Source organism: Subdoligranulum sp. DSM 23681 (genome assembly GCF_057005535.1).
This window is the reverse complement of record NZ_CM168050.1, coordinates 1,596,809-1,619,590: the sequence shown is the minus strand read 5'-3', so window position 1 is coordinate 1,619,590 and position 22,782 is coordinate 1,596,809. Positions and strand designations below refer to the sequence as shown.

The window sequence follows — 22,782 nt, the reverse complement described above, 5'->3', positions numbered from 1 at the left end:
CGCAAGCGCACAGGACACAAAAAGCCTCCGCAGGTTGCTCTGCGGAGGCTTTTTGTGCATTTTTTGCGCTGTTTTACCCGGTCACGGTCAGGTCGGTGCGCAGCAGGATGTGCTCGGCGTTGTCACCCAGCTGGATCTCGAAGGCGCCCGGTTCCACCCGCCAGACGTAGTCCGGGCCCAGGGTGCGCAGGGCCCGGGGGCCCACTTCCAGGGTGAGGGTGCGGCTTTGCCCGGGGGCCAGTTCCACCCGGGTGAAGGCGGCCAGCTGCCGTTCCGGCTTGACCACCGAGCTGAAATAATCCCGCACATACACCTGGGGCACCGCCACGCCGGGGCGGGCACCGGTGTTGGTCACGGTGAAGGTCACCCGGGCGGTGTCCCCGGGGGCGATGGAAGGCTGTTCCAGTTTCAGGTCCGCGTAGGCGAAGGTGGTGTAGGCCAGCCCGTAGCCGAAGGGATACAAAGGCAGCCAGTCCATCTCCACATACTTCCTGCCGCCGCCGGGGCGCCGGCTGTAATGGCAGGGCACCTGCCCCACGCTGCGGGGGAAGGAAATGGGCAGCCGGCCGCAGGGCTCCGCCTGACCGAAGAGGACTTCGGCCACCGCCGTGCCCCCCTGCTCCCCGGGGAACCAGGCTTCCAGGATGGCGGCCAGATGGTCGTTCTCCCACACGGCACTCACCGGGCGGCCGCTCTGGAGCAGCAGCACCACCGGGGTGCCGGTCTCATACACCGCCTTGACCAGGTCCAGCTGCCGCCCGGGCAGGTCCAGGGAGGTGCGGTCGAAGTTTTCGCCGCTGGTCTCCTCGTTGTCGCCCAGGCAGAGCACCGCCACATCCGCCTGTTGGGCGGCGGCCACGGCAGCGGGGATGTCCTCCCGCAGGGCGCTGTAGCCGAAGATGACCCGGGCGCCCCGTCCGTCGTTGACGAACTCGATGCGCACCTTGTACCGGCGCCCTGCCTCAAAGGTGAAGTCCAGGGCCTGGTCGGCGCTCCTGTCCGGGCCCCAGCCGTCGATGAGCAGCTGGTCATCCACATACAGCCGCATGCTGTCCTGGGTGCTCAGGCCGATGGAGCCTGCGATGGTCTCGGGCATGCAGACCCAGCCGTCCCAGGCCACGCTGAAGCAGTTGGCGTCCAGGTCCGGGTGGGGCAAAGCGAAGATCCAGTTGAAATTGACGGTGGGGTCGGTGCGGGTCTGCACCGGGGTGCCCTCCGGTCTGGGGCCGTTGTAATACCGGCCGGTCAGGCCGCCGGGGTTGCCGTTCTCGTCCAGCAGCAGGGCGGGGTCGAAGGGGTCGAGGGGCTGTTTCAGGAAGTTACAGCCCCGCTCGTACACCACCCGGGTGTGCGGGCCGGCGGCAGCCCGGATGCCCTCCAGCACCGTGACGGCGCCGGTGCGGCCCCGGGGTTCGGAGTAATCCCCCAAAGCGGGGGTGTCGGCTCCCGGCCCGATGACCGCAATGGTTTTGAGGTCCGGTTTCAGGGGCAGGACGCCGTCGTTTTTCAGCAGAACCACCGATTCCCGGGCAATGCGCTTGGCCAGGTCCAGGTGGCCGGGGCAGCGCAGCACTTTGGGGGCCAGGGTCTCATCGGTGTAGGGATGCTCAAACAGGCCCAGCCGGAACTTGACGCTCAGGATGCGGCGGCAGCAGGTATCCAGGATGGCCGGGTCCAGCTTGCCCTGGGTGATGAGGTGCTCGATGCCGTTCTGCCACACATCGTGGGGGAAGTCGTAGAGCTGCAGGTCCACCCCCGCTTCCAGGCCCAGGCGGATGGCTTCCTCCGGGGTGGGGGCGATGAAGTGCCAGTCATACAGGCGGGAAACGGCGGTCAGGTCGGTGCGCACATACCCCTGCATGCCGAACTGGCCCCGCAGCACGTCGGTGAGCAGTTCGTGGTCCATGGAGACCGGGATGCTGTCGATGGAATTGTAGCTGCACATGGCGTTGGTGGCCCCGCCGTCCACATAGGCGGCCTCAAACACCGGCAGGCAGTCGCTGAACACATCGTGGCGGCCCATGGTGCAGGGGGCGCAGTTCAGCCCGCCCACCGGGTTGCCGTAGCCCACATAGTGCTTGGGTTCGGCGGCCACGGCGTCGGGGGCGGACAGGTCGCTGCCCTGCAGGCCGCGGACCGTTTCCCGGGCAAACTGGGCGCACAGATGGGTGTCCTCGCCGTAGGATTCCTCTCCCCGGCCGTAGCGGGGGTCCCGGATCAGGTCCATCACCGGGCCGTAGACCTCATGGATGCCGCTGGCCCGGGATTCGGCCGCGATGGCATGGCCCATCTCCCGCCCCAGGCCGGGGTCAAAGGTGGCGGCCAGGCCGATCTGCTGGGGAAAGCTGGTGGCCGTGCCGGTCATCAGGCCGTGGAGGGCTTCCTCACTGAAGATAAAAGGGATGCCCAGGCGGGTCTTTTCCACCGCATAGCGCTGGACCTGGTTGGCCTGGGCGGCGCTCATGCCCCGCAGCTGCACGCTGCCCGCGCTGTTGCCGGTGAGCAGGGCGTCCAGCCGGTCCATATCCAGCCGGGTGACCCGGCCGGTTTCGTCCTGGGTGGTGAAATCTCCGGAAAAATACTGGTCGGTCTGCAGGATCTTCTCCCGCAGGGTCATGCGGGCCAGCAGATCGTTCACCCGCTGTTCCACCGGCAGCCGGGGGTCTTGGTATGGAAACATGGGAAAGCCTCCTGTAAGAAAGGTTCAGGAACGGATATCGGGGAGTTTGCGGCCGTTGACGGCCAGGTTGGCAAAGCCGCCCACCGCGGCCAGGGCAAAGAGCAGCGGGATGCTGCCCGCCCCCAGGACGGTTTCCAGGTAGGGCTGCAGGGCGGTGCCCACCGCGGCGGAACCGCAGGCCGCCATGCTGGACAGAGCCGAGGTCACCCCGATGTAGGCGGTCTTGCCGCTGGGCGGGCTGGAAGCAAACTGCAGGTTCATGCTGGCGATGGACGCCCCGCCCGAGCAGGCGGCGGTGCCCACCATGAGCAGGGGCGCGGTGAAGGGGGCCCAGGCGGGGCGGATGAAGGCCCAGCCCAGGGTGCAGCACAGGCTGAACAGGGCGGTGAGCCGGATCACCCGGCGCCAGCCGGCGGAGTCCCCGCAGCGGCCCCAGAACCAGCTGCCCGCCATGCCCAGCACCGCCGACACCACCCCCACCGAGGTGATGAAGGTGTGGCTGAGGCCCAGCACCCGCAGCTGGTACACCGAAAGGAAGGGGGTGGCCAGCCCCCCGGCCAGCCCGCTGAGCACCGAGTAGAGCAGCAGCGGGCGGAAGACCGGGTCCCGGGCGGGGCGCAGGATATCGGCGGGGCGCATGCGGCTGACAAAGGCCACGGGATTTTCCCGCACCAGGGCCAGGAGGATGGCGTCCGCCAGGGCCAGGGCAAAGCACACCCCGCCGATGACCAGAAAGCCGGTGTAGGGCTTGCCGGCGGCGGTAAAGTGGTCCAGCTGACGGCCCAGCAGCAGGGTGGCCGCACTGTTCACACAGGCGGCCACGATGTCTTTGCGGGCAAAGAACTGCCCGCGGGATCCCTCCGGTGCCAGCCCCAGGGTCATATGCTGAAGCCCCGGGGTGACCAGGCCGGCGGAGAAGAAGGAAAGGGTGTACAGCGCCAGCACCACCAGACGGGCGTGGGCGGCCCCGGGCACCGCCAGGGGCACCAGGAGCACCACGGCCAGGGAGAACCGGTAGACCACGCACAGGAGCCAGATGGCCAGTTTGCGGTGGTGGATGCGCTCAAATACAAAGGGAGACAGAAATTGCAGCACGCATCCCAGCTGGGGGATCATGGCCACCAGGGCGCAGAAGGAGAGGGACGCGCCCAGGCAGCTGAGATACCCGGCCAGGAAGTTGCCGGTGCCGATGGAGTAGATGACGGCGGCCACGGCGCCTTCCGCCACCAGGCAGCGGCGGCCGGACTGCAGTTGTGTTTCGGTAGGGGGCTGCACAGGGAAAAACAGTTGTGTGAACAGGCCCATAGGATCTGCCTCCCGGCGTTTACACCTTCGTGTACTGGCGGTGCCGCAGCAGGTCGGCATAGCCGGTGATGAGCCGGGTCAGGTTGGCAAGGCCGCTTTCCTTGCTGACCTGCCGCCACTGGGTCAGGTACAGGGCGTACCAGTGTTCCAGCCGTGCGGCCAGGTCGGGGTTTTCCTCCCGGGGGCCGGCCAGCCAGGTGCCGATCTCGTTCCAGAGGGTCACGCTCTCGGCGGTGACGCAGGCGATGGAGACCATCTCCTTTTCCCCGGCAGGCAGGGCGGCGGCGCAGGCCAGCACCCGGTCCCGGGCGGCGGCCACGGCGGCGTTGGCCTCGGGGACTTTGGTCAGGTCCAGCTCGGCCAGCAGTTCGGCGCGGCGGGCGTCGTCCCCCTCGATCCAGTTCACCGCATGCTGCCAGTCAAAGATCTCGTGGTCGGACAGGTCGGTGAGGGCGGCCATGAGCTGGCCGGAGGTATCCCCGTAGGCAATGCGGGAGATGGCTTCGTTCAGCTCCTCCATCTCCGCCGGGGCGGAGTTCCAGCCGAAGGCGGCGCCGTACAGGATGCCGGGGATGGTCAGGCGGGGGTCATTGATGTGGGCGTAGTCCCCCCAGTCGGTGTTGAGCAGGCCGATGGCCCCGTATTTGTGGGCGTGGCGGCACATGGCCCGGATGTTGGAGTAGGCATTGCGGTACAGGGGCACCCAGCGGTTCCAGCCGCAGACGCCCGGGCAGGCGTACTGGGTGATGCCGCTGGCGGCGATGTCCCGGATCTCGTTCTCCCGCTGGTCGGGCAGATACCCCCAGTTCAGGCAGATGGTCTCCTTGGGCAGTTCGGCGCAGCTCTGGGGGAAGCGCCACATGATGTCCCCCCAGAACATGGGGGTGCAGCCCTGGGACACCAGATACTCGCACAGCGCCTTGACGTGGCGGACATAGAGGGTCTTCTCCCCCAGTTCGTCGGCCAGGGCCTTGCTGCGGCCCTTGCCCAGGTCAAAGGTCTCGTCGGCGCAGATGTTGAACTTGTTGGACCGGAACAGGGGCCGGTACTCGTCGATAAGCCCTTTCACGAAGTCCACCACGCCGGGGTCGGAGACGTTCAGGGTGTGGTGGTTCCCGGCGTAGGTGTAGGAGAAGGGGATCTTTTCCGAATCCGGCAGCTCGCACAGGCCGCAGCAGGTCTTGGTGGAGAGGATCTTGTACATGTGGCCGAAGCTGGACAGGGAAGGCACCAGCTCGATGTGGCGGGCGGCGCAGTAGGCGTCCAGTTCCAGGATCTCGTCGGCGGTGAGGGGGGTGTCGTCCCGCCATGCCTCGGACAGATCCCGGAAGAGATAGGTATGTTCAATGTACAGCTGCCACTGGTTGATCTTGTAGCGGCAGAGCAGGTCGGCCACCCGCTTGAGGTAGCTGAGTTTGGGCACCCGGCCCCGGGAGCAGTCCTGGTAATACCCCCGGTTGGGCAGGTCGGGCCAGTCCTCCACCATCAGCCCGGGCAGCAGGGCCCCGTGGGCCTGGGTGTACTGGATCAGGGTCTGCACCCCGTTGCACAGGGCTTCGTCGTCTCCGGCGGACAGGGTGATGCCCCCCGGCTCCACCACCAGCACATAGCGGGAGGCGGCCCGGGCAGGGTCGATGGTCAGGGCGATGTCCCCCGGCGCCGCCGCGCCCCGGCCCAGGGCCGGGGTGAGTCCGGCGTAGGTCTGCAGGGCGTTTTGCAGCATCCGGGCGTAGAGCAGGGCCCCCGGCGGGGTGCCGGGGCCCAGCACCACCCGGGTGTGGGGGGTGAGGGCAAAGGTGCCGGGGCGGCGGGCCGCCCGCTGGGGTCGGGGCAAAAATTCCATAGCCATAGGAAACTTCCTCGCGGCCGGTCAGGGCCAGTGTGGGGCGTGGAGCGCACCTCAGCGGATGCGCAGGGTCTTGATCTCGTAGGGTCTGACGGTGAAGCGGATGGCGCCGTCCTCCACCGTGACCGGCTCGCCGTCCGGCTGTTCCAGGCAGTCGCAGCTTTCGGCGCTGGTGAAGGGGCGGCCCCAGTGCAGGGTGGTCTCGGTGAGGGAGTTGTCGCACTCGTACATGCGGACGATGACCCCGTCCCCGTCCTCGGCCTGCTTGATGGTCTCCACCACCACGTTGGGAGCCTCCACGGCAGCCAGACAGAAGGCTTCGCCGGGGGTGCCGCCGGCCACAGCCAGGGCGGGCTGGTTGAGGAAGAAGGCTTCCCGCACGGTGCCCGCAGCCCGCCAGCCTTCGGCGTGGGGGTACAGGGCGTAGGTGAAGTGGTGCACTTCCTGGTCAGTGGTGGGGTTGGGCTCGATGCCCGACTTGATGAGGGTCAGGCTGAGGCAGCCGTCCTTCACCGAATGGCCGTACTTGCAGTCGTTGAGCAGGCTCACGCCGTAGTGGCCTTCGGACAAATCGGCCCACTTCTGGCCGCAGCTTTCGAACCGGGCCTTGTCCCAGCTGGTGTTGGTGTGGGTCTTGCGGGTCAGGTTGCCGAACTGCACCTCGAAGGTGGCTTCGTCGGTGTGGACGTTCACCGGGAACCGCACCTTGAGCAGGTGCTGGTGTTCGTGCCAGTCCACGGTGGTGACAAAGTCGATGCGGCGGGTGTTGGCGTAGAAGTGGATGTCCTGGGCGATGGTGGAGTTGCTGAAGGCCCGCTCGATGTGCAGGGTGGCGCGCACCGGGCCGGTCTCGGTCCAGGTGAAGGCTTTCAGGTCGGTGACATCCCAGAACTTCTCGGTGTAGAAGATGTCGATGTCCCAGTTGTCGTAGTAGATGGGCTTGTCCTCAAACACCCGGAAGGCGTTGGCCGCCTGCCCCGCCTGGAGCACCTGGCGGCGGTTGTCCTTGTCGAAGAGACCGCCCAGCTGGCCGTGTTCATCAAAGGAAACGGTGTAGAAGGGGGTTTCCAGGGTATGGCCGTCTTCGCTGAGGGTGAAGGGGCAGGCCGTTGCGGGGGCAGCGGCCGGGGCGAAGGTCTTGCGGCCCTTGGCGGGCAGGTCCTTCAGGTAAACCACGGCGCCGTCGGCGGTCTGCTGCACGGGGTAGAGGTTGCCGTCCCCGTCGGCCAGGGCGGCGGCGGAGCAGTCGCCCAGCGCCACCACGTCGTTGCGGGCAAAGCCGGTGGTGTTGAAGACGGTGATGCCCTCCCCCGCCGGGGCCAGGGCGGCCAGACGCTCGTGGCGCAGGGCGGCGATCTGGGCTTCCATCTGGGCGTATTCCTTCCTGGTGACCTCGTACACCTCATGGATGGAGGAACCGGGGAGGATGTCGTGGAACTGGTTGATGAGGATGCCGTGCCACAGCTTGTCGATGGCTTCGGCGGGATAGGCCACGCCGGGGGCGGCCAGCACGCTGAGCAGTTCCAGGTCCATCATGTGCAGCTCCGCCTTGCGGTTGGAGCGCTTGTTCCGGGCCATGGAGGTCAGGGTGCCGCGGTGGTATTCAAAGTAGAGCTCGCCCTCCCAGGTGGGCAGACGGCGGTTGCCGGAGACCCGCTCTTTCAGCTCATCGAAGTAGGTGCGGGCAAAGGCCTGCCGCACCCTGGGGATGCCCTCCACCCCTTTTTCCATGCGCCGGGAAGTTTCCAGCATGGCGCGGGTGGGGCCGCCGCCGCCGTCGCCGTAGCCGTAGCAGACCAGGATATCGTTGTTGATGCTCTTCTGCTGGTAGCGGTGCCAGCCGCCGATGATGGCGTCCGGGTGCAGGATGCCGTTGTAGGTGGTGAAGAAGTCCTTCTCGTCCTGGCCCACCCCCAGGGTGGTGACCAGATGGGTCAGGATCTGGGTGCCGTCGATGCCCCGCCACATAAAGGTGTCGTAGGGCATCTTGTTGAACTGGTTCCAGGCCAGCTTGGTGGTCATGAAGTAGTCAATGCCGCACTTCTTCATGATCTGGGGCAGGGCGCCGGAGTAGCCGAAGACGTCGGGCAGCCACAGAATCCGGTTGTCCGCCCCGAACTCCTCCTTGAAGAAGCGCTTGCCGTAGAGGAACTGGCGCACCAGGCTTTCGCCGCTGGTCAGGTTGCAGTCGGCTTCCACCCACATGCCCCCTTCCGGTTCCCACCGGCCTTCGGCCACCCGGGCCTTGATCTGGTCGTACAGTTCGGGGTAGCGCTGTTTCAGGAAGTAGTACAGCTGGGGCTGGCTGGACATGAACTTGTAGTCCGGGTATTCCTCCATGAGCTTGAGCACGGTGGCAAAGCTGCGGCAGACCTTTTCCCGGGTCTGGGCCACCGTCCACCACCAGGCCACGTCGATGTGGGTGTGGCCGATGCAGCTGGCGATGACCTCGTCATGGCCGGCCAGGTCGGTGTACAGGGCTTTGGCCAGGTAGTTGCGGGCTTCGGCCACGCTGGCATAGAAGCTCTCGTTGTAGGGGGTGCGCAGGTCCAGCAGGTTCACCGCCTCGTTGAGCACCCGTTCCAGGTCGCGGCGGGCCTTGCCGTCCGGGTCCAGCCGGGGGAAGGCCTGCAGGGGCACCACCATATCGTAGTACAGCCCCTCGATTTCAGGGTCCACCTCCCGCAGGTCCACGATCAGGTTGAACTCGGTGTGCAGGATGCCGGTGTAGGCCTGCAGTTCCAGCCGGTAGGTCTTGCCCGCCGTGGCGCAGCGGTCCAGCAGCACATCCCGGTGGTTCATGTCGATGCCCTGGGTGACCGCCCCGTTCACGAACAGCAGGAACTGGGGGTTCTTGGCGTCGTCCCACTCGTCGATCTGGGTGCAGACGTGCATCCACAGGGGTTTGCCCTCCATCTCGTCGGGCACGGTCACGTCGGCGCGGAACCAGTAGTGCTTGTCCGGGCCGTACCAGTGCATGGTGCGGCAGTCAAAGGGTTCAAAGGGGGTGGGGTCGGCGTCGGCGTCCTCCGGGCGCAGGAAGTTGCCCGGTTTGTACAGCCAGTTTTCGGTGGGGAATTTCTGCTTCACCGACAGCTTCTGCAGCTCGGTGCAGATGCCGTTGATCCGCTTGTCCAAAAAGCTCATTGTTTCCATAGAGGGATTCCTTTCCTGGGAAGATCAGTCGTAAAGGGTTCAGAAGGAGTTGGCCTTGATGTAGTCCAGCAGCCGGTCCACGGTGGTGAAGGCCAGACCGGTGACGGTGTCGGCGCAGCCGTAGTAGACGGCGATGCGGCCGGTGGGGGCGTCGGTGAGGGCGGCGCAGGGGAAGGTGACGTTGGGCACGTCGCCCATGCACTCGTAGGGCATGTGGGGGGCCAGGATGTAGTCCTTGCCCCGGGCCTTGACCTTCCAGGGCTCGTCAATGTCCAGCAGGGCCGCGCCCATGCGGTAGACGTAGCCGTTGCAGGTGTTGATGACCCCGTGGTAGATCAGCAGCCAGCCCTCGTCGGTCTCGATGGGGATGGGGCCCGGGCCGATCTTCAGGCTCTGCCAGGCGGATTCGTCCCCCTTGACGGCGCCCATCATGTACCGGTGGCGGCCCCAGTAGACCAGGTCCTCGCTCTGGCTGACGAAGATGTCCCCGAAGGGGGTGTGGCCGGTGTCGCTGGGACGGCTCATCATCATGTAGCGGCCCTGGATCTTGCGGGGGAAGAGCACCCCGTTGCGGTTGTAGGGCAAAAAGGCGTTTTCCAGCTGGTGGAAGGTCCTGAAGTCCTCGGTCCAGGCCAGACCGATGGTGGGGCCGTGGTAGCCGTTGCACCAGCTGACGTAGTATTTGCCGTCCATGTAGCAGACCCGGGGGTCGTAGCGGTATTCCCGGTTGGTCACTTCCGGGTCATCCCCCACCAGATGGATGGGGTCGTCGTCGATGGTCCAGTGGATGCCGTCCTGGCTGAAGCCGGCAAAGATATCCATGCTGATGGAGAGGCTGTCGCACCGGAAAACGCCCGCAAACCCGTCGCCGAAGGGCACCACGGCGCTGTTGAAGACGCTGTTGGACCGCTTGTTGCCGTCGCGGCCGATGATGGGGTTGCCGTCATACCGCCACAGCGGGGTGCGGGTGACGGCGGGCGGGTCCTGCCAGGGAATGTTGGGCAGCGGGTTGCCAATGATCTTAGCCATACTTTCTAACCTCCTGTGGTTGGAGAAGCGTTATCCCACAATGCGCACAACCGGTGCAAACTGCTGCTCATGCAGCTCGTCCATGGCGCGTTCTGGGTCGGTTTCGTCGGTGAGGGTGAGGGTGAAGCGGTACTCTGCAAAGCCGGACAGGTCCAGCTTGAAGTTCGTTTCCCAGGTGTTGTTCATGAGCCAGACAAACACCGGGCGGCGGTTGTCCTCCGGGCGGTTTTCACACAGGCGGATGGGGTGGTGTTTCAGCGGGCCGAAAGCATACAGCGGGGTATCCCGGGCGCCCAGCAGCACCCCTCCGTCCCGCCCCAGGAAGGCCAGGCCGTCGTCGCTCATGCTGTATTCCATGCAGCTGCCGGGCAGCTGGTCCACACCGGGGCGCAGCGCTTCCCGGCCGCCTTTGCGCAGCCAGACTTCCCGGCCGGTGAGATCCAGATTCAGGGGCAGGTAAACGCTCTCGATGTCGGTGGACAGGGTCTTGCCCAGTTCCAGGCGCATGTCGATGCGGGGCAGGTCCTCGTACAGTTTCAGCACCACATCGCAGTGGACGGTGCCGGGCATGGACCCGCGCAGCCGCAGGATGGTGAACACCGGGCCGTGCTCCTCGCAGACCACCTCTTCCAGGGTGGCGGGGAACTGCCTGGCATGCTGGCCCCGGATGTTGCGGCCCAGCAGACGGCGCTCCTCATACACGTCGGTGACGCCGGGGCGCACGGGGGTACACTCATATACCGGGGTGAAGAAGGGCAGGCCGGTCGGGGCCATGAGTTCCCGGCCATGGGCTTTGTCGTACAGGCTGCACAGGCCCCGGCCCACCTCGTATTCCAGGCGGAAAAACCGGTTTTCAAAGCCGTACGGCAGACGGAAGGTCACGGGATCGTAGTCGTTGACGATATCCCGCACCTGCTCGGCGCCGACGTAGCACTGGCGGGTGTTGAGCTTGTTTTCAGGACGTTCTCTTTTTCCATAAGTATACCGTTTGACTTCCCCCGGTGTAAAGGTGTCCACAAAAGAAATCCGGCGGCCCCGGGGATGGGGACTGACCTGACAAGGCAGTTCCCTGCCGTCCTCGGTGCGGATGTCGGCATCCGGCAGACCCGCGGGCAAAGTCTCGACGTAAAATTCCACCGCCATGGGGCCGGAAAGGCGCGTGGGGTTCTGCACCCGGATGCTGCCCTGGGTGGCATAGTAACGCAGGATGTCCCCCTGGTCCCGGGCAATACGCCCCAGCATGCGGGCGGCGGCCTCATGGGCCCGGGAAGCATACCCGGTCTTGCGGATATCCAAATCCAGCACCATGGATTCATAAGGGTTGGTGATGCTGGCGGAATGGCCCCAGGTGTGCTCGGCGTAGAGCAGCAGAGCGTCCTCAGCATCCCGCACCAGGGCAGGCTGGTGCACTTCCAGCGCGGGGTCCAGGCGGCGGGCCAGCTCATAGCTGCGGCAGGCATCCCGGTAATGCTTCACCCCGTAGGGGGTAGAACCCACGCCGTTGGCCCACCAGTCGTTCAGGTCCCCGCGATACACCGGGGCGTCAGCCAGTTTGGGGGCGATGGCGGCGTACAGTTCCTGCAAACTGACCATCCGCACTTCCACAGCTTCGCCGTACAGGCGGTTGTAGCCCTGGATGGTCTGCAGGATCAGGGGTTCCGGCGGAGCGTTGTCGCTGAACACGCCGGACACCGATGCCAGGATGAAGTCGTAGGGGTAGCCGTTTTCCTCACATTCGGTGAGGTAGCTGTCCAGGTTCTGGGCCAGGGCTTCCACATCGTCCTCCGGCAGAGGGGCGGAGCCCAGGCGGTCCATGGTCATGAAGTTGGGGGTGTGGTTGGGGCGCAGCCCCAGCACGTTGCCCAGGTTGTAGTGCTCGCCGTTCCACACCAGCAGGCGGCGGCCCTCCTTGTTCTCCCAGAAATAGGCGTTCTGGTTCTGGTGCAGGGGGTACATGCCGTGGTGGCAGTGGATGTTGGTATACAGAAATTCCACGCCGTTGCCGATCATGGCGTCCCGCTGGCCCATGGACAGGCCGTTGATGTCGGCACACATGGCCGTGTTGAAATTGATGCCTTCGGCGGCGAATTTCTCCCGCCACTGACCCAGGCGGCGGGCATAGATGCCGCAGTCCAGCAGGTCGGTGAAGTTCAGGTAGTTGGCCGAAAGGCCGATGCGGCCGTCCCGGGCCAGGTCCAGGAAACGGGCTTTTTCCTCCTCCGTAGCGGTGCGGAAGAAGGCTTCCACACAGAAGAGGGTCTCGCAGTTCCAGCGGAACGCCGCGTTGGCGGGGCTCTGCATCATCTGCAGGGCGCTGCGGATGTAGTCCACCTGCAGGTCGATGACATGTTCCTGCAGATCGGTGTACCCGATGTCGGTGTGAGAATGGTGGACGGCGTAGACCGTCCGAATCGTATGTTGTTTCATAGGCGGAACCCCCGCGCACAGGCGGAATCGGTCGGTTTTTGGCGGATAAGCCCGCAAAAAGGCCGCCGCTGGGCCGGGCCGGTGAAAAAGCTGATTGATCTTGAGAAATTCTGTTCGATCAAAGGCGGCGGCGCGCTGCCGCTGCTGCTGTTTTCTCCTGCCCGCGCGAAGCGACGGCCTTTGTGTTACGGGTTGGTGACGGATTTCAGACGGGGACGATTACTCGGCCGCGGTCTCGGCGGAAGCGCCGCCGTTGGAGGCCATGAAGGCGTCGACCTGCTCCTGGCACTGAGCCACGATCTCGTCGAAGCCGGCAGCGCGCAGTTCGCTCATGATCTGAGGAACGATCTCGTCGGTGGCCTTGGTGCCGGTCAGCAGTTCGCCCTTGTAACGCTCGTAGATGGCGACGCAGTTGGCCAGGTCATCCTTGAAGTTGGTGGTATCCAGGGTGAAGCCCAGCAGGACGGAGGGCTCGGCGTTATCGTTCAGTTCCTTGACTTCGTCGTACTGGTTGAAGTCGAACTCATCGCTGGGAGTGACGGTGAAGTAGCTGCCCTGGGTGTAGCCGGCCATGGTCCAGTCAGCGTTGTTCTTGTGGACCCATTCCTTGGTGTCGTCGGTGTAATCCCAGTTGTCGCCCTGCACGCCGTAGTACAGCAGGTCGCGGACGTAAGAGTCGGTGTTGACCAGCTGGAGCAGTTCCAGAGCCTTTTCGGGGTAAGCGCAGCTGGCGGAGATGCAGTTCATAGAACCACGGACGGTGTCGTTGGAGATGACGGTGGGGCCGAGCTTGGTAGCAGCGGCTTCAACGCCCATCTGGGGGCCCCAGCTGGTGATAGCGGCGCCGGACCAGCCCTGAGCAACACTGCAGGGCTTGTAGGCGTTTTCTTCGGGCTTGGTGGCGGCATCGGAGTTGATGATGCCGTCCTGATACCATTCATGGAAGGTATCCAGAGTGGCCTGGATGTCGGGCTGTTCCAGCACGGACACGACGGTGGCGGTGGCGTCGTCATAGCGCACGCCGATGGGCAGCAGGCCGGTGCCCATGTTGTCGTACTCGAAGGCAGCCCAGGTGGCGCCGTTCTTGTTCATGGGGAAGGCAGCTTCGCCCTTGGACTCGGTCATGGCGGCCAGAGTATCGGTCAGGCTGCCCAGGTCGGACATAGCCATGGATTCGGGGATGGTGTAGCCGGTGGATTCGGCCAGTTCCTTGTCAAAGACCAGGTATTCGGTGATGGAGGAGTCCTTGTAGGTGGGCACGCCGTACAGCTTGCCGTCCACTTCGCAGGCTTCCCAGTAATCCTCGGGGATGGAGGAGTACAGTTCAGGAGAAGCAGTCTTGACCAGCTCGGTGATGTCGGCGAAGGCGCCGATGTGGATATCGTTGACATAGGTGTTCATGTTGGTGAACAGGATGTCGTACTCACCGCTGGTGTTGACGATAACGCTGCGGCGGGGGTCCCAGTCACTCCAGGAAACGACCTGCACGTCCAGGTTGACGCCGATCTTCTCTTCCAGGTAGGGGTTGATCTGCTGCAGCCAGGCATCATAGTTGGTGGGCTGGCCGTTGCCGACGGTGACCCATTTCAGGGTAACGACTTCATCGGAACCGGTGGAGGCGGTGTCGCCGGTAGCGGCGGAAGAACTGCTGCCGCCGCAGGCTGCCAGACTCAGCGCCATGGCGCCGGTCATGCCCAACGCAAGAACCTTGTTGAACTTTTTCATCTTGTTGCTCCTTTTCGTGTATGGTTGCGGGACAGGGAATCCTGTCGGAATACAATGAAGAGATATCAGCCCTTGACAGCGCCGATGGTCAGACCGGAAATGAAGTATTTCTGGAAGAAGGGATAGGCGCAGGCAATGGGGATGACGATGACCACCGCGATGGCCATGCGGACGGATTCCGAAGGCATGGAGTTGCGGTACTGCTGCAGGCTCAGGCCGGCAGAGGGGTTGTTGGCGATGTAGTCCAGGTTCTTCATCATGTTGTTCAGCAGAGCCTGCAGGCTGACCAGGTTGTTCTTGGTGATGTACAGGCTGGACTGGAACCAGTCGTTCCAGTACCCGAAGGTCAGGAACAGGCCGATGGTGGCGAAGACCGGCTTGGAGATGGGCACCACAATGCGGCTGAAGATGGTCAGCTGAGAAGCGCCGTCGATCTTGGCCGATTCAATGATGGAATCAGGGATGGTGGTGCGGAAGAAGGTCTTGGAGATGATGACGTTGAAGCTGGACATGGCCAGGGGCAGGATCAAGCACCAGATGGTGTCGTCCAGGTGCAGCATGTTGGCCACGACCACATAGTTGGCGACCATGCCGCCGTTGAAGATCATGGGGATGAAGACCACCCAGTTGAAGAAGTTGCGCAGGCGGTACTGACGGCGGGAGAGCACGTAGCCCATGGTGGTGGTGAGCAGAACGCCCAGCACGGTGCCGATGACGGTGACCACGATGGAGATGAACAGGGCGTGGGCGATGGTGGCACGTTCATTCCACAGGAACATGTACGCGCTGGAGGAGAAGGTCTCCGGGATGAGAGCGTAGCCGTTCAGGCGGATGGATTCCTCCGAGCTGACCGAAATCATGACCACGTAGAATACGGGGAACAGGCAGATGAAGGAGAGAACGGCGAACAGAGCATTGAACAAACCGTTGGTAACAGGCTTGATCTGGTTCAGACGGAAGGCAGCCTTGGCTTCTTCCCGTTCCAGCGCCTTTTCGGCCTTGCGGGACGCCCGCTTTTCGGAAATAGACATGTTGTTCCTCCTTCCTTTCTCAGATGATGGCGCTGTCTTCATCGAGCTTGGAGACGATGAAGTTGGCGATCAGCACGGTGGCGCAGCAGCACACAGCCTGGAACAGACCGGCAGCCGCCGTCTGGCCGATGCTGGCCTGACTCTGCAGAGCCTGGTAAATGAAGGTATCGAAGGTGCTGGCCACGTTGTACAGGGAGTTGGGCACGCCCTGGGTGACCTGGTAGAACAGGCCGAAGTCGGAATAGAAGATCTTGCCGATGTTCAGGATGAACATCATGATGATCATGGGCTTGATGGAGGGGATGGTGATGTACTTGGCCTGCTGCCACTTGGTGGCGCCGTCCAGGATGGCGGCTTCGTAGAGCGTAGCATCGATGCCGGTGATGCTGGCCAGGTAGACGACCATGTTATAGCCCATGGACTTCCATGTGGACATGAAGGTGAGGATGAAGGGCCAGTAGCTGGGCTGGGAGTACCACATGACCTTATCCCCGCCGAAGAACTGGATGATGTTGTTGGCCAGGCCTTTATCCGGGTTCAGGAAGGCGTAGACGAAGTAGCTGACCACGACCCAGGACATGAAGTAGGGGAAGAACATCATGGTCTGGTAGCACTTGGAGGCGAACTTGGAGTACAGCTGGTTGATGATGATGGCCAGGGTCACCGGAATGACCAGGTTGATCACGATGAAGACCAGGTTGTACAGCAGCGTGTTGCGCAAGAGCATGCCGAAGGTGTTGCTGGACAAAAAGAAGTTGAAGTTCTTGAACCCGCACCAGTCGCTCTGGAACAGGCTGACCAGGAAGCCCTTGCCCGGGACCAGCTTGAAATCCTTGAACGAGATGATCAGGCCGAACATGGGCAGATAGCAGAACACCGCAAACCAGATGGTGGCGGGCAGGCCCAGCAGGGTCAGCTCGGTGTCGTCCCGGGACCAGTGCCTGCGCTTGTGCTGTGACTGGGCGGCGGGGGCCGCTTTCTCCTTTTTCATGAGATTCGCTCCTTTCTCACAAACAAATTGCCGGTGGCGCGGCCGTTAGTTAACGCCCCGTTAACACCGTTAACATTCCGCAGGCCGCACGTTTTCATTTGTTAGCTTAATATTAACTATTTCACGACCTGATGTCAACCGTCAAACTGCATAAAATTCCGGTCTCTTTGTTGGCTGCGTCATTTTTTTGTAACTTATCAGCCTTATTTTATTTGTTTTGCCAAAATGGTCAATTTTTGAAGTTAACTTTTGTTAACATATATATTGTCTTTTTTTCACGGGCACTGTATAATGGAATCATTCTAAACAATGCAAACGGAGTGTACCATTATGAGCAAACCCACCATGCAGGACATTGCGGACGCCCTATCCACCTCCCGCATCTCCGTCTGGAAGGCTTTGAACAACCGCCCCGGCGTGTCCGACGCCCTGCGGCGCCAGATCCAGGCCAAGGCCGAGGAAATGGGCTATTTCCAGCCTGCCCGACCGGCGGAGCCCGCGCCCCAGACCCGCCACGGCCGCAGCGTGGCGGTGGTGGTCTGCCGGCCGGAGTCCTCGGTGTTCTGGATGCAGATCATCCACCAGATCGCCAAGGATCTGTCCGCCAAGGGCGTTAACCTGATGTATACTTACCTGCCTACCTCTTATAAAGAGGGCTTTGCTCTGCCCGCCAGCCTCACCGACGGGTCGGTGGAGGGCATCATCGTGCTCAACGTCTACTGCCCGCCCCTTCTGCAGATGCTGGCCGACCTGCCCCTGCCCAAGGTGTATCTGGATACCATTCCCGCTTTGCCCTTTTCCCGTTTACACGGGGACCTTTTGTTGATCGAAGGCCGGGAGCAGGTGCGCCAGATCACCGGCCGCCTGCTGGACAAGGGCCACACCAGGCTGGGGTTCCTGGGGGATGTGGCCTACGCCCAGACCAACACCGAGCGCTACCGGGGTTTCCTGGACGCCCACGCCGAGCGGGGCCTTACCCCCGACCCGGACCTGTGCCTCACCGGGCCGCTGGGGCTGCGCACCCACTATGAGGAGATCAGCTATTTCCTGGAACACATGAAGACCCGGCCCGACGGCTTTGTGTGCGTCAGCGACTATATCGCCCACTTCATCCAGCGGTATTTCGAGGAGCACGGCATCGACCCGGAAGGCCGCATCGCCCTCACCGGCTTTGACAACAACAGCGAATACCTGAACATTGCCGACCGCATCACCACCGTGGACGTGCGCCCCAAGACCCTGGGGGCCCGTCTGGCGGTGAAGATCCTCTTCCTCATGGAGCACCCGGGCATGTCCCAGGAGGTCAGCTATGTGAGCTCGGAGATCCTCTACCGGGGGTTGCTGGCCGGGAAGAAATGAGAATCCGCAAAAAAGCATCGCCCCCGCATGGTCTGCTGCCATGCGGGGGCGATGCTTTTCCGGGGCACCGGCTGTCAGCGGTTCACCTCGATCAGGAAGCGGCTGCTGCCGGCCGGATAATAGCTTTCCGTATATTCGATGGGGCGGTCGTTGGCCATCCGGCCCACCGATGTGATGTAGACGGCGGGCTCAAAGGGGCTCAGCCGCAGGCCCGCGCTCACCTCGGGGGGCGGCGGCACCACTTCCAGCCGCCGGCTGGCCCGACGCACGTCCAGGCCCCGGTCCGCCAGCACGCCGTAGAAGGACAGGTCGGTAAAATCCAGTTCCGCCATGTCCGGGAAATACTTGCAGGGAACGTAGAGGGTGGTGTACACCACCGGGGCGTTGTCGTTGCACCCTTCCAGATGGCGCACCCGCACCAGGCGGGTCACCCTGGCCCCCTGGGGCAGTTCCAGGGCCGCGGATACGGATTCCGACGCCCGGACCACCCCGATCTCCAGCACCCGGGTCCGCAGGGTGCGGTGGTTGCGTTCGCTCTCCGCCCGGTAGCCGGTGATGAAGCTGGTGGATTCGTGGACCACCTTCGGCCTTGTCACAAAGGTCCCCCGGCCCTTCACCCGGGACAGGACCCCTTCCCGGGTCAGGGCGTCCAGCGCCTGCCGGAGGGTGGGCCGGCTGACCTGCAGTAAGGCGCAGAGCTCCTTTTCGGTGGGGATCTGGCTCCCCACCGCATACTCTCCCGAGGCAATGCGGGTGCGGATGTATTCCGCCGCCTGCTCATGCAAAGACTTGGCCATGGCTGCCCTCCGTTCCGGTATCCTTGTTCCTTCCAGTATACCAGCGGGGCTGCCCCGGCGCAAGGTCAGGGCCGGACGCTGGCCGCGATCACCATGATCTGCCCGCCGTCGGGGGATTCAATGGCATACTCCCCCGCCGCCTGGGGCAGGATGCAGGTCTCGGCGTAATGCAGCGCAAAGGGTTCAAAGGCGCCGGTGGGGCTGGTGATCAGGGCCCGGGCACTGTCCACCAGATTCAGCACCTGCACGCTGCCGTTCCGGTGCACCGGCATCCGGCCGGAAGTGGTATACCGGTAGGTGTCGATGAACTCCCGCTCATGCAGGCCGGTGCGCTCCACCAGACCGTTCTCATCCCGGCAGACTTCCTTTGTCTGGCCCACCAGGTTTTCCCGCACCCAGGCGGTGTCCCGGTCAAACTGGATGTTCGCCATGCCGTGGTCGATGTGGATGGGCCGGGGCTTGCCGTCCAGGTCCAGGCGCCCCCAGTCCCACAGCTTGAAGGTGAAGATGTAGGGTGTGGCGCTGATCTCCAGCACCATGGTATCGGCCCCCGAGCAGTGGGTGGTCCCCGCCGGGATCAGCACATGGTCGTGCTTTTTCACCGGGATGTTGTTGATGTACTTTTCCGCCGGGAAGGGCGCGCCCCCCGCCTGGGCCAGACGCAGGTCCCGCTCCATGGCCGCGGGGTCTGTCCCCTCCTTCACCCCCAGCCACACCGAGGCGTTCTCGCCGGCGTCCAGGATATAGTAGCTTTCGTCCTGGGTATACCGCATGTTGAAGGTGTTCTGGATGTACTCGGTGAGAGGGTGGACCTGCAAAGACAGGTTCTGCCCGCCCACCGTGTCCAGCATGTCGAACCGGATGGGGAATTCCTTGCCGAAACGGGCGTGGACCCGCTCCCCCAGCAGCGCCCGGGGCTGCTGCAGCACCAGGTTCAGGGCCGGGGTCTGGATGAGGGCGCCGCCAAAGTCCAGCAGCAGGCTGTTCTCCTCCGGCACGCCGTCAAAGCTCCAGGCATAGTTGCTGCCGTTTTCCGGCAGTTCAAAATGGTCCTTCATCCAGTGGCCGCCCCACACGCCGGGGTCAAAGTAGGGCACCATCCGGAACGGGCGACGGGCCGTCTGCCGCAGCGCTTCCCGGTAGGAGGCCCCGTCCACCATGGCGGGGCTGCCCTGGGTGGTCATATCCAGGTAGAAGTCCATGGTGTTGAGCAGATGGTCCTTCTCCCGGTCGGCCCAGCGCCATTCGGCAAAAAAGCCCCGCTTGTACTTTTTCAGTTTGGGCAGGTCGGTCCGGGCAGTGCGCCAGTTGGAAAGCCCCCGGCGATAGCGCAGCTGGATCTCCCAGCGGGTGATGTCGGCCACCACCTGCACATCCCCCGGGTGGACCAGGCTGGCCCCCACCCCATAGACCACCACCGGGCCGTCGGCGGCCTGGATGCGGCTGCGGGCTTCCCGGATCTTGTCCGGATAGAAGAAGTCCTTCAGCCGCCGCACCGTCATGATGCCGAAGACCGGGTCCTCCGGCAGGAGGTCCTGTTCCAGGACCGCGTCCATCTTTTCCGGCTCAAACGCCAGGTCATCGCTGTGTACCACAAGCTGTGCCCCCACCGGCTGCAGGCAGGCCAGGACCTCCTCCTGGTCCACCCCCGGATAGCACTCCACACACAGCACCTTGTGCCCCTGCATGGCCCCGCGCAGAGCCGCCCCGATAGCCGGGGCCCCCTGGCTGACCCGGGCCTCCGGGCACTCCGCCTTCACCCGGGGGAACAGCACATACCGCCCGGTCTCCTCTTTTTCCGCTCTCATCATGACAATGTCCGCCTCCTTGGCCTTGTTGTACCTACAGCATAGGGGACGGGGAAGCATTTGTCAATACATATCTGAAATTTATTTGAGAAATTTTCAAATATGTATTTACATATTCTTGTTTGCCTGCTATACTGTGGCTGTAAAATCACAACGAAAGAAGGCGTTAAAATGGCGGCTCCCCTGCTTTGTCTGGACGTGGGCGGGACCGAGCTCAAAGGGGCTCCGGTGGACAAGGGCGTTCTGCTGGCGCCCCTGCAGCACTTTCCCGCCCAGGCAAAAGAAGACGCCGGTCCCCTGCTGGACCACTTTGCCCGGGTATTCCGGGAGCTGGACGCCCGTTCCGGGGCCTCCGGTCCGGTGGGCGGGCTGCGGCTGGCCTTTCCCGGGCCGTTCGACTATGAAAACGGAATCTGCCTGCTCCGGGGCCTGGACAAATACGATGCCCTGTACGGCACGGATCTGCGCCGCGCGCTCTTCATCCGGCTGCAGGACCGGGTGCCGGCGCCGCAGGACATCCGGTTCATCAACGATGTGGCCGCCTTTGCCCTGGGCGAGATCCGGTACGGCAGCGCGGCCGGCAGCCGGCGGTCCCTGGCGGTGTGCATCGGCACCGGATGCGGCAGTGCTTTCGGTCTGGGGGACAGCCTTGCCCCCGAGGGCTCGCCCGGGGTCCCTCCCGGCGGCTATATTTATTCGGCGCCCTTTCTGGACAGCTGCATCGACGACTATATCAGCAAGCGCGGCCTGATGGCCCTGTGCGCCCAGCGGCTGGGGCAGCCCCTGGAGGGCGCCCAGCTGGCGGCCCTGTGTGCCCAGGGTGACCGGGAGGCCCTGGCCTGCTTTGCGGCCTTCGGCATCCGGCTGCGGGACGCCCTGGACCCCTTTTTGCGGGCATTCCGCCCCCAGTGCCTCTGCCTGGGCGGGCAGGTCACCCGGAGTTTCTGTTATTTCGGGGAACCGCTGGCCGGCCTCTGTTCCCGGCTGGACGTGACCCTGCATGTCACCGCCGACACCTCCGTGCGGGCGCTGCAGGGGCTTTGCACAATTTGAAAAAAGAAGACATCCCCGCCGGAATGGTGTATACTGGAAGCATCAAAAAGAAACGGAGGAACGCGGCATGAACAGCAGCATCACCATTCACATCTTTTACACCGGGACCAGCGGCAGCGCCCGGGACTTTGCCCGGGAGATGACCGAAAGCGGTCTGGTGGACCGCATCCGCGCCGAGGAGGGCAACCTGGGCTACGCCTACTACTACCCCGCCCAGGACCCGGAGACGGTCCTGCTCATCGACCGCTGGCGGGACCAGGGGGCCATTGACGCCCACCACAAGTCCGATATGATGGACGCCATCGTCCAGCTGCGCAAGAAGTACCACCTGAAGATGCGGGTGGAGCGCTTCCGGGACGCCGACTGAACCTTTTGCAGACAAAACAGCCCCCGGGCCGCCTTTCGGCGGCCCGGGGGCTGTTTTGTTCCGGTGCGGGTCAGGGGGTTTCCTGGGGCTGGACAAAGTGGGCGGTCCGGTAATCCCGGGGGGCCATGCCGTACACCGACTTGAAGGCCCGGGAAAAATGCAGCTGGTTGGCGTAGCTGACCATGGCGCTGATGGCGCTGATGGGCAGGGTGCTCTCCTTCAGCAGCTGGGCCGCCCGGGCCATGCGGTAGTGGAGCAGGAAGGCCTGGGGGCTTTCCCCCATGGTGTCCCGGAAGACCTTGCCGAAATAGCTGCGGTTCAGCCCGCAGAAGGCGGCGATTTCCTCGATGGAGATGTCCCGCTGGTAGTTCTGTTCAATAAAGGAAAGGGCTTCCTTCATGTAAAAGTCCCGCAGCCGGCGCTGGCTCTGCTCCCGGTGGGCGGAGGAGGACTGCACCAGCCGGTCCAGGAAGAGGAACCCCTGCCCGATGATGTGGATGGGGCTGGCCTGGGGATGGTTGACGATGTAGAGCATCTGCTCCTGCAGCAGGCGGCCGGCCTCCCGGTTCAGGGGGGTGTACACCGGCTGGCGGCGGCTCAGCCCCGCCAGACTCAGGCTTTCCCGGGCACGCAGGCCGTCGAACTCGATCCAGGTGTACTCCCACGGGTCCTCCCGGTCGGAGACATAGGTGGTGGGCACCCCCGGCACGATGAGGAACCCGTGCCCCCCTTCGATCTTGTAGGCCTGGTCCTCGTCATACAGCACCCCCCGCCCCGCTATGACATAATGGAACAGATAGTGGTTGCGGGCATGGGGGCCGTAGGAGTGCAGCGGCTCGGTGCGCTCCCACCCGTACTGGTACAGGTTCAGGTCCACAAAACGCTCGTCCTGGAAAACATGAAACTTCAGCTTGTTTTCTGTCTGGATATCGTTATTCTGCTGCATTGCCGGCCACCCCCGTAATTTTTCTTGTTTTTTTCTTATTATATACCCTGATGCGTCATGACTTCAACGAAAATTGCAGAAAACCGCTAAATTGAGATATAAAAACTGGCAGCAGGATATTCACCCTTTCTTTGTCAGAATGTATAATAAAGCCATCAAATCGGGAAATAATTTGTGCATAGTGCACATTGCACAAAAAGTTTCCAGAAATTTCAGCACATTGGCAAGGTCATAGAAGACCCTGCCGCTGCCGCACCGGCCG

Annotated in this window: 15 protein-coding genes; 3 read left to right on the top strand and 12 right to left on the bottom strand. The window is 63.5% G+C overall.

Going from position 1 to position 22,782, the window contains the following annotated elements; translation table 11 throughout:
• Positions 1-73: 73 nt before the first annotated feature.
• From AC127K_RS07450 to AC127K_RS07410, 9 genes are all read right to left on the bottom strand, one after another.
• Entirely contained in the window at positions 74-2,680 is a 2,607-nt protein-coding gene (locus AC127K_RS07450; protein ID WP_483720068.1) for a glycoside hydrolase family 3 C-terminal domain-containing protein, read from the bottom strand.
• Positions 2,681-2,704: 24 nt separating this feature from the next.
• The gene (locus AC127K_RS07445; RefSeq protein ID WP_483720067.1) at positions 2,705-3,985 is read right to left on the bottom strand and encodes an MFS transporter; all 1,281 of its coding nucleotides are present in this window, start codon (positions 3,983-3,985) and stop codon (positions 2,705-2,707) included.
• A gap of 19 nt (positions 3,986-4,004) precedes the next feature.
• A complete protein-coding gene (locus tag AC127K_RS07440) occupies positions 4,005-5,834 on the bottom strand; it encodes a beta-N-acetylhexosaminidase (RefSeq protein WP_483720066.1) in 1,830 nt (609 codons plus the stop codon).
• 51 nt (positions 5,835-5,885) lie between these two features.
• Positions 5,886-8,987 carry an alpha-mannosidase gene (locus AC127K_RS07435; RefSeq protein WP_483720065.1) on the bottom strand — a complete coding sequence of 1,034 codons (3,102 nt, stop codon included), beginning with the start codon at positions 8,985-8,987 and terminating at the stop codon, positions 5,886-5,888.
• Between the two features lie 39 nt (positions 8,988-9,026).
• Positions 9,027-10,016 carry a glycoside hydrolase family 130 protein gene (locus AC127K_RS07430; protein ID WP_483720064.1) on the bottom strand — a complete coding sequence of 330 codons (990 nt, stop codon included), beginning with the start codon at positions 10,014-10,016 and terminating at the stop codon, positions 9,027-9,029.
• Positions 10,017-10,046: 30 nt separating this feature from the next.
• Positions 10,047-12,443, bottom strand: coding sequence for a hypothetical protein (locus AC127K_RS07425; protein ID WP_483720063.1), 2,397 nt, complete (start codon positions 12,441-12,443; stop codon positions 10,047-10,049).
• A gap of 219 nt (positions 12,444-12,662) precedes the next feature.
• Entirely contained in the window at positions 12,663-14,168 is a 1,506-nt protein-coding gene (locus AC127K_RS07420) for an ABC transporter substrate-binding protein (RefSeq protein ID WP_483720062.1), read from the bottom strand.
• Between the two features lie 65 nt (positions 14,169-14,233).
• On the bottom strand, positions 14,234-15,199 hold the full coding sequence (locus AC127K_RS07415) for a carbohydrate ABC transporter permease (protein WP_483720060.1): 966 nt from the start codon (positions 15,197-15,199) through the stop codon (positions 14,234-14,236).
• Between the two features lie 19 nt (positions 15,200-15,218).
• Positions 15,219-16,190 carry an ABC transporter permease gene (locus AC127K_RS07410; protein WP_483720059.1) on the bottom strand — a complete coding sequence of 324 codons (972 nt, stop codon included), beginning with the start codon at positions 16,188-16,190 and terminating at the stop codon, positions 15,219-15,221.
• A gap of 330 nt (positions 16,191-16,520) precedes the next feature.
• Here AC127K_RS07410 and AC127K_RS07405 point away from each other — a divergent pair, with 330 nt between their 5' ends.
• Complete coding sequence (locus AC127K_RS07405; protein ID WP_483720058.1) at positions 16,521-17,549, top strand: LacI family DNA-binding transcriptional regulator; 1,029 nt, start codon at positions 16,521-16,523, stop codon at positions 17,547-17,549.
• Positions 17,550-17,623: 74 nt separating this feature from the next.
• On the opposite strand, the gene AC127K_RS07400 is transcribed toward AC127K_RS07405, so the two are convergent.
• Both AC127K_RS07400 and AC127K_RS07395 read right to left on the bottom strand, forming a co-directional pair.
• Positions 17,624-18,346, bottom strand: coding sequence for a GntR family transcriptional regulator (locus AC127K_RS07400; protein WP_483720057.1), 723 nt, complete (start codon positions 18,344-18,346; stop codon positions 17,624-17,626).
• A gap of 65 nt (positions 18,347-18,411) precedes the next feature.
• Positions 18,412-20,157 (bottom strand): class I mannose-6-phosphate isomerase, encoded by a 1,746-nt coding sequence (locus AC127K_RS07395; RefSeq protein WP_483720056.1) that lies wholly within the window; start codon positions 20,155-20,157, stop codon positions 18,412-18,414.
• A gap of 168 nt (positions 20,158-20,325) precedes the next feature.
• Here AC127K_RS07395 and AC127K_RS07390 point away from each other — a divergent pair, with 168 nt between their 5' ends.
• Positions 20,326-21,207 (top strand): ROK family protein, encoded by an 882-nt coding sequence (locus tag AC127K_RS07390; RefSeq protein WP_483720055.1) that lies wholly within the window; start codon positions 20,326-20,328, stop codon positions 21,205-21,207.
• Between the two features lie 67 nt (positions 21,208-21,274).
• Positions 21,275-21,574, top strand: a complete 300-nt coding sequence (locus AC127K_RS07385) for a putative quinol monooxygenase (RefSeq protein ID WP_483720054.1) — start codon at positions 21,275-21,277, stop codon at positions 21,572-21,574.
• Between the two features lie 70 nt (positions 21,575-21,644).
• Here AC127K_RS07385 and AC127K_RS07380 read toward each other — a convergent pair whose 3' ends face one another.
• Positions 21,645-22,520 (bottom strand): AraC family transcriptional regulator, encoded by an 876-nt coding sequence (locus AC127K_RS07380; RefSeq protein ID WP_483720053.1) that lies wholly within the window; start codon positions 22,518-22,520, stop codon positions 21,645-21,647.
• Between the last annotated feature and the right edge of the window lie 262 nt (positions 22,521-22,782).

Bases quoted from the DNA above. Each gene is read 5' to 3' on its own strand.
- AC127K_RS07450 (WP_483720068.1), bottom strand. From the start codon at position 2,680: ATGTTTCCATACCAAGACCCCCGGCTGCCGGTGGAACAGCGGGTGAAC.
- AC127K_RS07445 (WP_483720067.1), bottom strand. From the start codon at position 3,985: ATGGGCCTGTTCACACAACTGTTTTTCCCTGTGCAGCCCCCTACCGAA.
- AC127K_RS07440 (WP_483720066.1), bottom strand. From the start codon at position 5,834: ATGGCTATGGAATTTTTGCCCCGACCCCAGCGGGCGGCCCGCCGCCCC.
- AC127K_RS07435 (WP_483720065.1), bottom strand. From the start codon at position 8,987: ATGGAAACAATGAGCTTTTTGGACAAGCGGATCAACGGCATCTGCACC.
- AC127K_RS07430 (WP_483720064.1), bottom strand. From the start codon at position 10,016: ATGGCTAAGATCATTGGCAACCCGCTGCCCAACATTCCCTGGCAGGAC.
- AC127K_RS07425 (WP_483720063.1), bottom strand. From the start codon at position 12,443: ATGAAACAACATACGATTCGGACGGTCTACGCCGTCCACCATTCTCAC.
- AC127K_RS07420 (WP_483720062.1), bottom strand. From the start codon at position 14,168: ATGAAAAAGTTCAACAAGGTTCTTGCGTTGGGCATGACCGGCGCCATG.
- AC127K_RS07415 (WP_483720060.1), bottom strand. From the start codon at position 15,199: ATGTCTATTTCCGAAAAGCGGGCGTCCCGCAAGGCCGAAAAGGCGCTG.
- AC127K_RS07410 (WP_483720059.1), bottom strand. From the start codon at position 16,190: ATGAAAAAGGAGAAAGCGGCCCCCGCCGCCCAGTCACAGCACAAGCGC.
- AC127K_RS07405 (WP_483720058.1), top strand. From the start codon at position 16,521: ATGAGCAAACCCACCATGCAGGACATTGCGGACGCCCTATCCACCTCC.
- AC127K_RS07400 (WP_483720057.1), bottom strand. From the start codon at position 18,346: ATGGCCAAGTCTTTGCATGAGCAGGCGGCGGAATACATCCGCACCCGC.
- AC127K_RS07395 (WP_483720056.1), bottom strand. From the start codon at position 20,157: ATGATGAGAGCGGAAAAAGAGGAGACCGGGCGGTATGTGCTGTTCCCC.
- AC127K_RS07390 (WP_483720055.1), top strand. From the start codon at position 20,326: ATGGCGGCTCCCCTGCTTTGTCTGGACGTGGGCGGGACCGAGCTCAAA.
- AC127K_RS07385 (WP_483720054.1), top strand. From the start codon at position 21,275: ATGAACAGCAGCATCACCATTCACATCTTTTACACCGGGACCAGCGGC.
- AC127K_RS07380 (WP_483720053.1), bottom strand. From the start codon at position 22,520: ATGCAGCAGAATAACGATATCCAGACAGAAAACAAGCTGAAGTTTCAT.